The sequence below is a fragment of the Polymorphobacter sp. PAMC 29334 genome, from assembly GCF_019431245.1.
In the GTDB taxonomy this organism is placed as follows: Bacteria; Pseudomonadota; Alphaproteobacteria; order Sphingomonadales; family Sphingomonadaceae; genus Polymorphobacter_B; species Polymorphobacter_B megasporae.
In genome coordinates this window covers 1,481,732-1,494,237 of record NZ_CP080243.1, presented here as the reverse complement: position 1 = coordinate 1,494,237, position 12,506 = coordinate 1,481,732, and the positions used below count along the sequence as shown (strand labels likewise).

General features: G+C 63.3%; 11 protein-coding genes. 7 read left to right on the top strand and 4 right to left on the bottom strand.

Annotation, left to right across the window (positions count from 1 at the left end; translation table 11 throughout):
• Nucleotides 1-63 precede the first annotated feature (63 nt).
• Together KZX46_RS10965 and KZX46_RS10960 are read left to right on the top strand one after the other, a co-directional pair.
• Nucleotides 64-1,851, top strand: coding sequence for an ABC-F family ATP-binding cassette domain-containing protein (locus KZX46_RS10965; RefSeq protein ID WP_219776602.1), 1,788 nt, complete (start codon nucleotides 64-66; stop codon nucleotides 1,849-1,851).
• Nucleotides 1,852-2,025: 174 nt separating this feature from the next.
• The gene (locus KZX46_RS10960) at nucleotides 2,026-2,481 is read left to right on the top strand and encodes a hypothetical protein (RefSeq protein WP_219776601.1); all 456 of its coding nucleotides are present in this window, start codon (nucleotides 2,026-2,028) and stop codon (nucleotides 2,479-2,481) included.
• A 49-nt stretch (nucleotides 2,482-2,530) separates the two neighbouring features.
• Here KZX46_RS10960 and KZX46_RS10955 read toward each other — a convergent pair whose 3' ends face one another.
• A complete protein-coding gene (locus KZX46_RS10955) occupies nucleotides 2,531-3,391 on the bottom strand; it encodes a hypothetical protein (RefSeq protein WP_219776600.1) in 861 nt (286 codons plus the stop codon).
• A gap of 321 nt (nucleotides 3,392-3,712) precedes the next feature.
• On the opposite strand from KZX46_RS10955, the gene KZX46_RS10950 reads away from it, so the two are divergent.
• The 4 genes from KZX46_RS10950 (at nucleotide 3,713) to KZX46_RS10935 (ending at nucleotide 6,357) form a co-directional block, all read left to right on the top strand.
• Nucleotides 3,713-4,078 (top strand): transposase, encoded by a 366-nt coding sequence (locus KZX46_RS10950; RefSeq protein WP_219776599.1) that lies wholly within the window; start codon nucleotides 3,713-3,715, stop codon nucleotides 4,076-4,078.
• A gap of 147 nt (nucleotides 4,079-4,225) precedes the next feature.
• Nucleotides 4,226-4,417 carry an IS66 family insertion sequence element accessory protein TnpB gene (tnpB, locus tag KZX46_RS23250; RefSeq protein ID WP_255615455.1) on the top strand — a complete coding sequence of 64 codons (192 nt, stop codon included), beginning with the start codon at nucleotides 4,226-4,228 and terminating at the stop codon, nucleotides 4,415-4,417.
• A 93-nt stretch (nucleotides 4,418-4,510) separates the two neighbouring features.
• Entirely contained in the window at nucleotides 4,511-6,124 is a 1,614-nt protein-coding gene (locus KZX46_RS10940) for an IS66 family transposase (RefSeq protein ID WP_226896275.1), read from the top strand.
• Nucleotides 6,082-6,357 carry a hypothetical protein gene (locus KZX46_RS10935; RefSeq protein WP_219776598.1) on the top strand — a complete coding sequence of 92 codons (276 nt, stop codon included), beginning with the start codon at nucleotides 6,082-6,084 and terminating at the stop codon, nucleotides 6,355-6,357. The genes KZX46_RS10940 and KZX46_RS10935 overlap by 43 nt, the downstream gene beginning before the upstream one ends.
• A gap of 616 nt (nucleotides 6,358-6,973) precedes the next feature.
• Here KZX46_RS10935 and KZX46_RS10930 read toward each other — a convergent pair.
• The 3 genes from KZX46_RS10930 to KZX46_RS10920 form a co-directional block, all read right to left on the bottom strand.
• The gene (locus tag KZX46_RS10930; RefSeq protein ID WP_219776597.1) at nucleotides 6,974-8,476 is read right to left on the bottom strand and encodes a GMC family oxidoreductase; all 1,503 of its coding nucleotides are present in this window, start codon (nucleotides 8,474-8,476) and stop codon (nucleotides 6,974-6,976) included.
• A gap of 420 nt (nucleotides 8,477-8,896) precedes the next feature.
• Entirely contained in the window at nucleotides 8,897-9,499 is a 603-nt protein-coding gene (gene wrbA, locus KZX46_RS10925) for an NAD(P)H:quinone oxidoreductase (protein WP_219776596.1), read from the bottom strand.
• A gap of 162 nt (nucleotides 9,500-9,661) precedes the next feature.
• Nucleotides 9,662-11,140: an aldehyde dehydrogenase family protein gene (locus tag KZX46_RS10920; RefSeq protein WP_219776595.1), complete on the bottom strand. Its 1,479-nt coding sequence runs from the start codon at nucleotides 11,138-11,140 to the stop codon at nucleotides 9,662-9,664.
• A 305-nt stretch (nucleotides 11,141-11,445) separates the two neighbouring features.
• Here KZX46_RS10920 and KZX46_RS10915 point away from each other — a divergent pair, with 305 nt between their 5' ends.
• The gene (locus tag KZX46_RS10915) at nucleotides 11,446-12,363 is read left to right on the top strand and encodes a LysR substrate-binding domain-containing protein (RefSeq protein WP_219776594.1); all 918 of its coding nucleotides are present in this window, start codon (nucleotides 11,446-11,448) and stop codon (nucleotides 12,361-12,363) included.
• Nucleotides 12,364-12,506 lie beyond the last annotated feature (143 nt).

Here is a 12,506-nt window from a genome sequence, read left to right as displayed (position 1 = left end):
TAGAGAGTGAATGTTACGTCTCCGGGGATGACGCACCGCAACATCCGGGCTACATGCGCGGACATGGCAGCTCCAGTCGTCGCGCTCGAAAACATCGGTCTCGTCCAGGGGCCCGGCTGGCTGCTGCGTGGTCTAGACCTTGCGGTGGGAGAGCGCGACCGGCTCGCCCTCGTCGGACGTAACGGCGCGGGCAAGACGACCCTGCTCAAGATTCTCGCCGGGCGGACCGAGCTCGACGAGGGCCGCCGGACGATCCGCCCCGGCGCGCGCGTCATCCTGCTCGAACAGGACCCGCCGGTTGCCGCCCATGCGACGCTGCGCGACTTCGTCTTCCACGGCAACGACGCCCCCGAAACTTATGTCGCCGAGGGGATCGCCGACCAGCTCGGGATCGACCTCGACCGTCCCGGCGCGACCGCGAGCGGCGGTGAGAAGCGCCGCGCCGCGATCGCCCGCGCGCTGGCGCAGGACCCCGAGGTGCTGCTGCTCGACGAGCCGACCAACCACCTCGATATCGCCGCGATCGAATGGCTCGAGACCTACCTCCAGCGCTTCCGCGGCGCCTTCGTCGCGATCAGCCATGACCGTATGTTCCTATCGCGGCTGACGAAATCGTCGCTGTGGCTCGACCGCGGAACGATCCGCCGGGCGGAGATCGGCTTCGGCGGCTTCGAAGCGTGGACCGAGACCGTCGCCGCCGAGGAAGCCAAGACCGCCGACAAGCTCGACAACCAGCTCCGCGCCGAACTCCACTGGCTCCAGCGCGGCGTCACCGCACGCCGCAAGCGCAACCAGGGGCGTCTGTCGAAGCTCGGCGAGATGCGTGAATTGCGCAAGTCGATGACCGGCCCGGTCGGCGTCGCCAAGCTGGCGATGGTCACCGACGACGCTAAGACCAAGGTTGTGATCGATGCCGAGCACGTCACCAAGACTTTCGGCGAGCGGACGATCATCAACGACCTGTCGCTTCGGGTCCAACGCGGCGACCGGATCGGCGTGATCGGACCGAACGGTACCGGCAAGACCACCCTCCTCCGCCTGCTAACCGGCGAGATCACCCCCGACAGCGGGCGCATCCGACGCGCCAAATCGATTGAGGCGATCCTGATCGACCAGAAGCGCGCACGGCTGGTGCCCGGCCAGACCGTCCGCCAGATTATCGCCGACGGCGGCGATTGGGTCGACGTCGGCGGCGTTCGCAAGCATGTCGCGGGCTATCTCAAGGACTTCCTATTCGACCCCGGCGTTCTCGACGCGAAGATCGAGACGTTTTCCGGCGGCGAGCAATCGCGCTTGCTCTTGGCGCGCGAGTTCGCCCGCGTGTCGAACCTGCTCATCCTCGACGAGCCGACGAACGACCTCGACCTCGAAACGCTCGACCTGCTGCAGGAAGTCATCGCCGACTATGCCGGGACCGTCCTGATCGTCAGCCACGATCGTGACTTCCTCGACCGGACTGTGACCGCGGTCGTCGTGCTCGACGGGTCGGGCAAGGCCGATGTCGTCGCCGGCGGCTATTCCGACTGGGAGGCGAAGCGCGACGGCGTCGCCCTCCTTGCGCGATCACCCGCCGCGCAGGCGAAGGCCGCGGCGGCGAGCGGCCCGCGCAAATCGGTCAAATTGACGTACATCGAACAGCGCGAACTCGACGGGCTCCCGGCTGAGATCGAGACGATGACCAAGGCGATCGTTGCGGCCGAAGTCGCGCTCGCCGACCCGGCGCTTTATGCTCGCGATCCGAAGAAGTTCGACCGCATTAATACCGAGGCCGATGCCACGCGTAAGAAACAGGCGGCGGCCGAAGAGCGCTGGCTCGAACTCAGCGCCAAGGTTGAGGCGCTCGCCGGTTAGCCGCCGACTGGCTCTCGACCGTCCGGATAACGCCCTTCTGACGTTCGATCGTCGCCAAGCAGTAGGCGGTCCTCCCGTCGCAGTGGGCTTTTTCTTCACCGGCTCGCGCGATAATATGCGTATGACCCGGGCTGTGTCGGGAAATCGCCGCCACCAGCGTCGGAGGGAATGTCTATGAGCGAAGCTGTCGAGGCCTTGCGTGCGCTCTCCGTGGCGCAGGGGAACAGGGTCGATAACACCGCCCATGAGGCCGAGCCGAGAACGTATGCGATGCTGCAGCCGATGCCCGACGATGTGCGGACTGCCGGCGGGCACGCCACGTCGTTGTCCTATGCGCAGACAATGGGCGAGGAGCATCCCCGGGAGGGTTTCATCGACGAAGCCGACGAGACGCTGATCATGTTTCCGTTTCCACCCGGCGTGGTCGAGGCCGCGCGGCGGGAAGCGCGGCGCGGGACATCATGGCAGCGCGGGCTCGCGATAATCTGCGTTGCGGTGGGAGTGGGCGAGCTGCTTCGCGCCCTGACCCATCCTCCGATTAGCGTAACTCACTGTTCCGTCGCGTTGCTCTTTCTTATTGCGGCACCGCTGTTGTTTCGTCGCGGCAGAATGCGTGACGAGCGGGCGTAATCCAGGATGATGTGGTTTGCGACGCCAGAGTGGGGTCGCTTCATCGCGGCTACTTGAGAGAGCGTAAACTGGTGCCGTCGCGAAGCCGTCGCAATCGCGTAAATCTCAAACCAAATAGGCCGCCGAGAACTAGCGCGACGATGCCCACCAAGACGAACGGAAAATTGTCGAATGGGTCGGGGTCGGGACTTCGACCGTGTAGTTGCTGACGCGTCAGGACGATCACCCGCGGCGCCAGCACAAACCCGGCGCGGCGCAGTTGATCGGCTTTCCACGTGCCGAGGACGGCAGGCACACCCTCTCGCGCGCCGGGCGCATTGACCATGTTCCACACGGCCATGGCATCGTACTGCGGGCTTGTCTGGTCGCGTTCAACCAGCGCGACTGGCGCAGTCGCCGGCTGTCCGAGCGGCCGCAGCGGGTAATAGACATCGTGATGCGCGTCTTGGCGCACGGTAAAATCATACGCCCACTGTATAGAGCGATCGGCGACGACATCCTTGACTGTCGCCGCCTCGGGGAGCGACGTCGCTGGGTCGATCAGTGTGGCATAGCCGACGCTGGGCAACCGTGCATGTGGCGACCGGGCGTCGTGCACCCATTTGACCGTCGCGGCAGCGACGACGACGACACCAATCGCCATTACTCCAAAGGCAATTCGCTGCGCCGTCCGAAGCGTCGCCAAGCCCTTCTTCGGATCGCTCACGATCCGCGGGCCAAAGTCATTATCGAACGCCTGGCGCATCCCGAGCAGCATTGGGGTCGACCCGTTGATCCGTCCCGGCCGGGCGATGACAAGCGGTACGTAGATCAGTGGCGTCGACAGCATCGCGAGCAGGATGACGTTGTTCGAGCCGAAGACCTCGAGTTGCCACGTATCGATCGCGCCGAAGACACCCCACCGCGACATCAAGCCGATCCCGACCCAGACTGGCGTAAAGGCGAATAAAAGCGAGACGGTGATGTGCCCCACGCCCGCCGATTCAGCCAACGCCGGTCGATGCCATTGTCACCGAGCTGAAGCGTCGGACGCGTGCCCGAGAAGGCCGCTCCGAACCGGCGGTAGATCTTCGCGTCGGTCACCATAATTTGCTTGTCTCACCACCCGGCTCGCACGTCCGCGACGGCTTCAAGTACGCAGCAGTCGTATCCATCCGGCGAGGGCCGCCTTGTCGGATGGGCGAACGACCGGTCTTAAGAGCACTCGTATGAGCGCGCTTAGGAGTGGTCGATGGGCCAGATCACGGTGTTTTCGGGGCCGGAGCGACGGCGACGCTGGAGTGACGAGCAGCGGCTGCAGATCTTGACGGAGGCGTTCGCGCCAGGGGCTTGCGCCTCCGACGTAGCGCGGCGGCACGAGATTTCGACGGGTTTGCTCTACACCTGGCGCAAGAAGCTGGCAGCGCAGACGGCACCGTCTGCCGACGACCTGTCGGTTACCGGCTTTGCCGAAGCGATCGTGGTGGCGGACCCGGACGCGCCGCGATCGGGATCTGGTCCCGCGCTCGTTGTCGATCTCGGGCGCGGCCGGCGGATGACCATCTTTCCAGGCGCGTCGGCGGTCCTCGTGGCAGCAGCCCTGAGGGTGCTGCGGTGATCCCACCGGGCGCGCGGGTATGGATTGCGATGGGGCACACCGATATGCGCAAGGGCATGCAGGGTCTGGCGCTGATCGTGCAGCAGGCGTTGCGCCGCGATCCTTTCGCCGGCGACCCTGTACGTCTTTCGCGGACGCGCCGGATCATTGGTAAAGATTGTCTGGCACGACGGGATCGGGATGTCGCTCTATGCCAAGCGGCTCGAGAAGGGCCGCTTCATCTGGCCATCGGCAACCGACGGGATCGTGGCCCTGACCGCCTCGCAGCTGGCGTGCCTGCTCGACGGGATCGACTGGCGTAACCCGCAGTATAGTTGGCGGCCGCAGAGCGCTGGATAAGCCGTTCGCCCCTGCATTTTGCCCTTGCAGGAAGGCGTGCCGGGTGATTCACTCGGCCTCGTGGTCACCGCCATTTCTGCTTTGCCCAACGATATGGAAGCGCTGCTGGCGTTCGCTACGGCAGCCGTTTTGCGGGCCGACGAGGCCGAAGCGAAGCTCGCCAACGCCAACGCACGGGAGAGCGCCACTGCGGCGCTGATCGCGCATCTCAAGCTGCAGATCGCCAAGCTGAAGCGCGAGCAGTACGGCGCCAGCGCCGAACGGACGCGCCGGCTGCTCGACCAGATGGAGCTGCAACTCGAGGAGCTCGAAGCCGACGCCAGCGAGGATGCCCTCGTCGCTGTAGCCGCGGCCGAGAAGACCGCCAGCGTCCGCAGCTTCGAGCGCAAGCCGCTCGTCCGCAAGCCGTTTCCCGAGCACCTGCCGCGCGACCGTGTCGTCCTCGTCGCGCCCTGTTCGTGCCCGACCTGCGGCGGCAACCGGCTGTCGAAGCTCGGCGAGGATATCACCGAGACGCTCGAGGTGATTCCGCGCACGTGGAAGGTGATCCAGACCGTGCGCGAGAAGTTCGCCTGCCGGGACTGCGAGACGATCACGCAGCCGCCGGCGCCGTTCCACGTCGTGCCGCGTGGCTGGGCCGGACCCAGCTTCCTCGCCATGCTGCTGTTCGAGAAGTACGGCCAGCACCAGCCGCTCAACCGGCAGGCCGACCGGTTCGCCCGGGAAGGCGTACCTTTGAGTATATCGACCCTAGCGGACCAGGTCGGTGCCGCCACCTTCGCCCTGATGCCGGTCTACCGGCTGATCGAGGCCCATATCCTCGCCGCCGAGCGCCTGCACGGCGACGATACCACGGTGCCGGTGATGGCCAGAGGCAAGACCGACACCGCCCGATTATGGATTTACGTCCGCGACGACCGGCCGTTCGCCGGTCCGGCACCGCCGGCGGCGCTGTTCCACTACGCCCGCGACCGGCGCGCCGAACATCCGCGTGCCCATCTCGCCACCTGGTCGGGGCTCCTGCAGGCCGACGCCTATGCCGGCTACAATGAGCTTTACCGGCCGGGCCGGCTGCCCGGCCCCGTGGTTGAAGCGGGCTGTTTCGCCCACGCCCGGCGCAAGTTCTTCGAGCTTGCCGACGTCGAGGGCGCGGCGCGGAAGAAGAGCCGCGGCGAGCACGCCGGCTTGGTCTACCCGATCGCGCTGGAGGCCGTGCAGAAGCTCGACGCGCTGTTCGAGATCGAGCGCACTATCAACGGGCGTCCTCCGGTCGAGCGCCTCGCTGTCCGCATCGAACATAGCGCGCCGCTGATGGACGACCTCCACAGCTGGCTGACCACTCAACTGGCGAAGCTGTCGCGTAACCATGACCTCGCCAAAGCGATCAACTACATGCTGCGCCGGTGGCCGTCGTTCACCCGGTTCCTCGTCGACGGCCGGGTCTGCCTCAGCAACAACGCTGCCGAACGCGCGCTGCGCTGCGTGCCGCTCGGTCGCAAGGCCTGGTTGTTTTGCGGCTCCGATCGCGGCGGCGAGCGTACCGCCGTCCTCTACACGCTGATCCAGACCGCCCGGCTCAACAACGTCGACCCCCAAGCCTGGCTCGCCGACGTCCTCGCCCGCATCGCCGGCCACCCCGCGCAGCACCTCGACCAGCTGCTGCCGTGGCACTGGACGCCACCGATCGCGCTCGCAAAGGCCGCCTGATGGCCGCCCCATCAATGGTGTTCACCGCAAAGTTCGCGGCAAGCAGCTTTGGCGTCGATATCGAGGTCATCGAGGAGCTTGCCGAGCAGATGGAACCCGAAGATGGCCGCCTCAGCGTCATCGATAGCCTCGACGAAGCAGCCGAGTCCGTCACCGCGTTCACGCCCCGAGGCCTCGACTACCTCGGCGATCTCCTTGACGACCGCCGCATCGAGTTCATGAAAGACAGCTGACCCCGCCGCGGCCTTCGCCGGATGAATACCAGCAGTCGAACCGGTCAGATAATAGAAAAGCGGCGGCACTGGCCCGGACGCCCGCTCGCGTCGCTGGTTTCACGGCGGAATAGTGAACAGTCGTGTCTTGCCCTTTGCTGACGCCCGGCGACAGCGACCATCGGCGCAGACATACCGGGGTTTAGCGTGGCTCGCAGCGTGCACGGGAAGCGCAGCGTCCACAAGCTACGACGGGCGCGAGCCCCTTCGCTGCTCCCGCGAGTGAACGAGTATTTCGATACCCGCTATGTGACGCTGCGAGCTTTAGCGCCATCGCCAAAAAACAAATCCCCCGCCACGTAGTGGCAGGGGATTTGTGATGTAGTTGGTTGCGGGGACCCGCACCGAACGCAATCACAACTCCGCGGTCGTCATCGAAATATGATCGGTTGCGCGTTTGGCAGCGACCAGTAGCAAAGGCGAATTGCATTTCGTCGGCTACGGCTGCCCGACTGAATTTGAGCGGCCCTGCCCTCCAATGTCCGCTGGCGATACCCAAGCACACGGACGCCGTCACGCGCTTCTCTGAGAGAACCTGCAGTATAACCCGCCCTCTTCGCTGCCCCAGTTTTGCGTGTCATGTCCCTATGCGTCTGGAGATCCTTTCAGCCACCATGATCGTGGTCACGTTGGTCGGGACCGAAGGGATATCGGGCAGTATGGAGGCATCGACCACGCGAAGCCCGCTGAAACCCCGGACCCGCCCCCAAGGATCGACGACCGAATCGGGGTCCGTATCAGTCCCCATCGGAACGGTCGATGTCGGGTGCTGATAGGCCGCGACGCTCGCGACAATGTTGGCCCGCAGAGCGGCATCACTTGCGACCTTCGGTCCAGGAATCATCTCGTGATCGATCGTCGCCGCGAATGGTTCCGTCATGCCGATTTCACGAGAAAGTTTGACCGCCTCCACCATACGGTCGAGGTCGCCGGGATCTTCAAAGAAATTATAGTGGATCCGCGGCGCGATGCGGGGGTCGCGCGACACAAGCCTAAATGAGCCGACTGACTTCGGCAATGTGACTGCCGCTGCCAAGACAATCGCTCCACCCGTGGGACTAGCGTGCGGATCGAAGAAGTGCGTGGCCGAAAGCTGGAGGTCCAAGTCGCCAGAGGCGGCGCCTGCAGAACCCTTCCAGACCAGCGCTCCGGCGGCGGGCTGCATAGCCTTGTGCGACGCGTTCAGCGCATAGACGTTGTAGTAGAACGGATGGTCCTGCAGACGCGTACCGACAGCGAGATCGGCTAGCACGGGAATGCCAAGAGCGCGCAGGTGCGCGGCCGGGCCGATGCCTGATCGCATCAAGATCGCCGGACTGCCGAACGTGCCACCCGACAGGATCACCTCGCCGCCGGGCACGACCTCCCCCGTCACCAAGCGAACTCCAGACACTCGCTTGCCGTCGAACTCTAAGCAATCGACTTCGGCGCCGCCGCGGATTGTAAGGTTCTGTCGGGCGCGAACAGCCGCTGTCAGATATACCATGCCGGTGTTCATCCGCACCCCGTCGACGACATTCAGGGAATAGGTGCCGATCCCGTCCACAACGTCGCTATTGAAGTCGCGCACGTCCGCGAGACCGGTCGCCCGTCCCGCCAGAACGAAGGAAAGCAACGACGTTGTCAGCTCGTCAGTCGCACGCTGGCGGATCGGAAAAGGTCCGGTTCGGCCGTGCCAAGTAGTTTCGCCGGTCGGCGTGTTCTCCAGCGCCTTGTACACTGGAAGTACGTCTTCCCATGACCAGCCTTCGATCCCGCGAGCACTCCAGCGCGCGAAGTCGGCCGGACGGGCGCGCATTGCCACCGTACCGTTGACCGCAGAGCTGCCACCGACGACCCGGCCGCGCGGCGCCGGAATGTCGTGGCCGAGCTTTGCCTTGTCGTCGCTGTGGTAGTGCCAGTCGAAATCCGGCGTTGCGACAACCGCAGCATCGGTCAAGCTCGACGGATAGCGGTCGGGGGTGAAGTTCGGACCTGCTTCGAGAAGAAGAACTTGGCGGTGGGGGTTTTCGCTAAGTCGGGCGGCAAGCACAGCCCCGGCCGACCCCCCGCCGACGATGATGACATCTGTTTTGCGCACCACCGCATCGGCACGGGTGTTCGTCAGCGCTGCAGCAGTTGTGGTAGCACCAGCCGAAAGCAGGCCTCTTCTCGTTATCATCGTGTTTGAGTCCCGAGCTGAAGATTCCGCAGCCTCATGGTTGCGGAACGGAATGCCTCAGCACTCCTGTTGCAATCGAGATGAGGTGTCGCCGATCATCCGAACAGGCGTTCATGCCGGTTAGGTAAGTCCAACCGGTGGGACGAACACCAGTCGCTAGGATTGAACACGAAACACTGGTCAGTCGCGATCGAAAACGGATTTGATCTCGCCGACCACTGTCGTTCGGGCATTTGTCGTGACCGTCGTGAGCCACGTTGCTGCTGTCTGCATCAACGAGTCCAGATCATGCTCGACAACTTCCTCATGACGATCATGCTACAACCGTCGGAGAGGCTGTCAGCCTTTCAATCTTGCAGCCGTCTCGGCAGTGCGCTTGCCCTGATAGCGAGCCGCATCCAGTTCCTCAGCACCAGGCTGCCGACTACCATCGCCGTCCGCGATCGTCGTCGCCCCGTAAGGCGAGCCACCCCGGACCTTGTCCACGCCCATCTGCCCTTGGAAGCCATAATCGAGGCCCACAATTGTCATGCCGTGGTGCATCAGATTCGTGATGATCGAGAACAACGTCGTCTCTTGGCCACCATGCTGGCTGGCGGTCGAGGTGAAGGCTCCGCCAACTTTGCCAATCAACCCGCCAGTAAACCATAACCCACCGGTGGTATCCCAGAATGCCGCCATCTGGCTCGGCATCCGGCCGTAACGGGTCGGCGCACCGACGATGATCGCGTCGTACTGCTTCAACGCATCCGGTCCTTCGATGACGGGGTGAGCGGTGTCGGTTTTGAAGTGGGCCGCCTCGACGACCTGCTGCGGCGCCGTCTCAGCGACACGGCGAATATCCACGTCGGCGCCGCCGCTGCGCGCGCCTTCGGCCATCGCGTTGGCCATCTGCTCGATATGACCATAAGACGAATAATAGAGCACCAATATCTTCGTCAACTGTCGTCTCCTTTAGATAGTGGTAAGACTGTAGGGGATTGGCCAAGGCCATCTCAACGCCCCCGCGAACCGCCGAGCGGAATTCGAGAGATCGAGCGGAAAGAAAACCGCGTCGCTGCGACGATCGATCGGACACGATTTGTCCAAGAACGGTCCGATTGGCTAGGCGGTTATCACGCCAGGGCTGATCGTGATCGTTTTCAGCTCGCAGAAATCCTCGATAGCGCTCGCACCGTTAAGCCGCCCCAGCCCCGAATGCTTGAAACCGCCTTCCTCCGATTCGTCAGAAAGAGCAGCCCATTCGTTAATCCACACAACCCCGGCGTCGATCTCCCGAGCGACGCGCAGACCTCTAGTGACGTCGAGCGTCCAGACGCTTGCGCCCAGACCGTAGGCGCTGTCATTTGCGAGTTTGACAGCCTCGGCTTCCGTTTCGAAAACTTGCATCGTCATAACTGGACCAAAGGTTTCTTTTTGCACGATGTCCATCGACGGATCAGTTACCGTCAGCAGCGTCGGCCGAAAAAACGCACCTCTCGATAGGGGGCCCTCCGTGATGGGTCCACCTCGTACGACAACCTTGGCACCCTCCGCGATTGCCTTCTCGACAACCTTGTCGACCCGCTCGACATTGGGCTTGTCGATCATCGGTCCCATGTCGCTGCTCAAGTCGGCTGCGGGACCGACCTTGAGTACGCGGAACCGTTCTGCCAGCCGCTCGCGAAGCGCTTCAGCAATCCCGCTCTGAACCAGCACGCGCGAGCCGGTGACGCAAAATTGACCGGCAAAGACCGTCAGAGCCTTCTCCAGACCCGGCACCGTAATCTCCAAATCGGCATCGTCGAAGACAACCATGGGTGTCTTCCCGCCAAGCTCAAGGCCTAGTCGCTTGAGGTTCGGCGCGGCCGCCGCCGAGATCGCCTGACCGGTAGCGGTGCTCCCAGTGAAGCTGATGACCGGAACGTCGGCAGAGTCGACCAGGTGCCTTGAACCCTCCCCGGTGTCTGTGAACATGTTGATAACGCCCTTAGGCAAGTCGGCTGCTTCCGACATGATCCTGGCGGTCAACGCGTTCGTCTGGGCCGTCTGACCCGGCATCTTGATAACCACCGTGGCGCCTGCAGCAAGTGCGGGCGCGAGTGAGCGCACCATCAAGATGATCGGTGAGTTCCAAGGCACAATAATCCCTACCACGCCTTTGGGCTGACGGATGACCATCGCGAGTTTACCTGGCTGCGGCTCCACGACGCGCCCTGCCTCGGTGCGCGTAACTCCCGCGAAATAGCGGAACTTCGACGCGCACATGTCGACTTCGAACGTGGCTTCGGCTTTGACCTTCCCGTTTTCTGTGGAAAGGAGTTCGATAAGCTCGTCGCGATTTCGTTCGAAAGCGTCCGCCAGCTGGCCGAGAACGCGCGCTCGTAGAACGCGGTCGCGAGACCAACCAGGCCTTTGAAATGCGCGCTTAGCAGCAACGATTCCGGCAACCGCGGCGTCCACTCCTCCATCGACGTACGAGCCGATGACTTCCGAGGTAGCGGGATTGATCGACTCACGTATCGTCGCGCCGCCGGTCCAGTCGCCGTCGATCCAGCTGAGTGCCAGGGTAGTCGCCTCCTGGGGCCTGACATCGGTTTTCATTATCCGCTCCTCTGATCCGCATGGCATTTAATCGAGCAGCCGGGCAGATTCAGGCGTGGCCAACTGGTCACAGAAGATCGGGGCGGCGCTTCCTTCAGGTATACGTAAGCCGCGTGCGTCGTTCGAGTAGAGCGTCGATGCAGGAAGGTAAGTCCAACAGGATGGACGGCAGCGCCGGAGTGTTTTAGCTGGATGGACTGCGAAAAGTAGATGTGCCCGCTGCCTCTCTGCCGCCTATCGGTGTCCATCACAGGTTGGGGTCGATGGTGCTCAGCGGCCGGCATGAAGCCCGCAGGGAGGATGTCATGCTTGACCTGAACGACTTTCGGTATTTCGTGCGGGTGGTCGATGGCGGCGGGTTGACGGCCGCCAGCCGAGCCATGAACGTACCGAAATCCACGCTCGGGCATCGCCTACAGCAACTCGAAACGTCGTTAGGTGTCCGTCTGATCAATCGGACGTCGCGCAGCCAGAGTGTGACCGACGCCGGAGCGCTGTTCTACCGGCACGCCATCGATATGCTGCACCACGCGGACTTGGCGGAAAACCTCGTGCGCCAACGGCTGACTGAACCGAGTGGTCTCATCAAATACACAACGGCGGTCGCTACGTCGCTATTTGCGCTCCGCCTGATCGTGCCGGCCTTTGTGCGTGATCACCCCAAGATCAAGATGGTCCAGCACATCAGTGACGAACAGATCGATATCGTCGGCGGCAGCTATGACTTGGCCATCCGTGCTCATGGAGGGCCGCTCTCGGACTCCGGACTTGTCCAGCGCGTGCTTGCACGAGGACCCTGGTTGCTCTTTGCCTCCCCGGCCTATCTCCAACTGCGCGGGCAGCCGCACACGCCAGAAGACTTGAGCGACCACGACCTGATCATGATGCTCAGTCCAGGTCATTCTCCGACATGGCGGCTGCTTCATGCGGAAATGGGAGAGCGGGCATTCCCCGTAGATCCGCGGATCGCCGGAAACGACTTGGTCATGTTGAAGCAGGTCGCTCTGGACGGGATCGGCATTGCCGCGCTCCCGGCCTTCATCTGCCACATCGATGAAAGAGACGGCACCCTCGTGCAGGTGCTGCCCGGTTGGCGGGCCGGCGAGGCCTCGATCACCGCGGTCCTTCCGTTTCGCGATGGAGTGCTACCGTCGGTCCGAGTTTTTTTGGATCATCTTGCCAGGGAGTTGCCGAAGGTTCTCGGTCCTGTCGATCGCAGATAAGGCGACCTCGACGATTGCGATACGAGTCGATCAGTCGCTGCGGCTGGACGCTGAGTCCTAAAAAGCTCCGCTACTGCAAAGAGGATCGCCTGCCCAACTAAGTCCTTCACGAAGCGGGCATGGCTGCCTGCCGATCAATAGGA

What these genes read in the sequence shown, in the direction of transcription:
- KZX46_RS10950 (WP_219776599.1), top strand. Translation starts at nt 3,713, where the DNA reads ATGGGCCAGATCACGGTGTTTTCGGGGCCGGAGCGACGGCGACGCTGG.
- KZX46_RS10940 (WP_226896275.1), top strand. Translation starts at nt 4,511, where the DNA reads ATGGAAGCGCTGCTGGCGTTCGCTACGGCAGCCGTTTTGCGGGCCGAC.
- KZX46_RS10965 (WP_219776602.1), top strand. Translation starts at nt 64, where the DNA reads ATGGCAGCTCCAGTCGTCGCGCTCGAAAACATCGGTCTCGTCCAGGGG.
- KZX46_RS10920 (WP_219776595.1), bottom strand. Translation starts at nt 11,140, where the DNA reads ATGAAAACCGATGTCAGGCCCCAGGAGGCGACTACCCTGGCACTCAGC.
- KZX46_RS10915 (WP_219776594.1), top strand. Translation starts at nt 11,446, where the DNA reads ATGCTTGACCTGAACGACTTTCGGTATTTCGTGCGGGTGGTCGATGGC.
- KZX46_RS10960 (WP_219776601.1), top strand. Translation starts at nt 2,026, where the DNA reads ATGAGCGAAGCTGTCGAGGCCTTGCGTGCGCTCTCCGTGGCGCAGGGG.
- KZX46_RS10955 (WP_219776600.1), bottom strand. Translation starts at nt 3,391, where the DNA reads ATGTCGCGGTGGGGTGTCTTCGGCGCGATCGATACGTGGCAACTCGAG.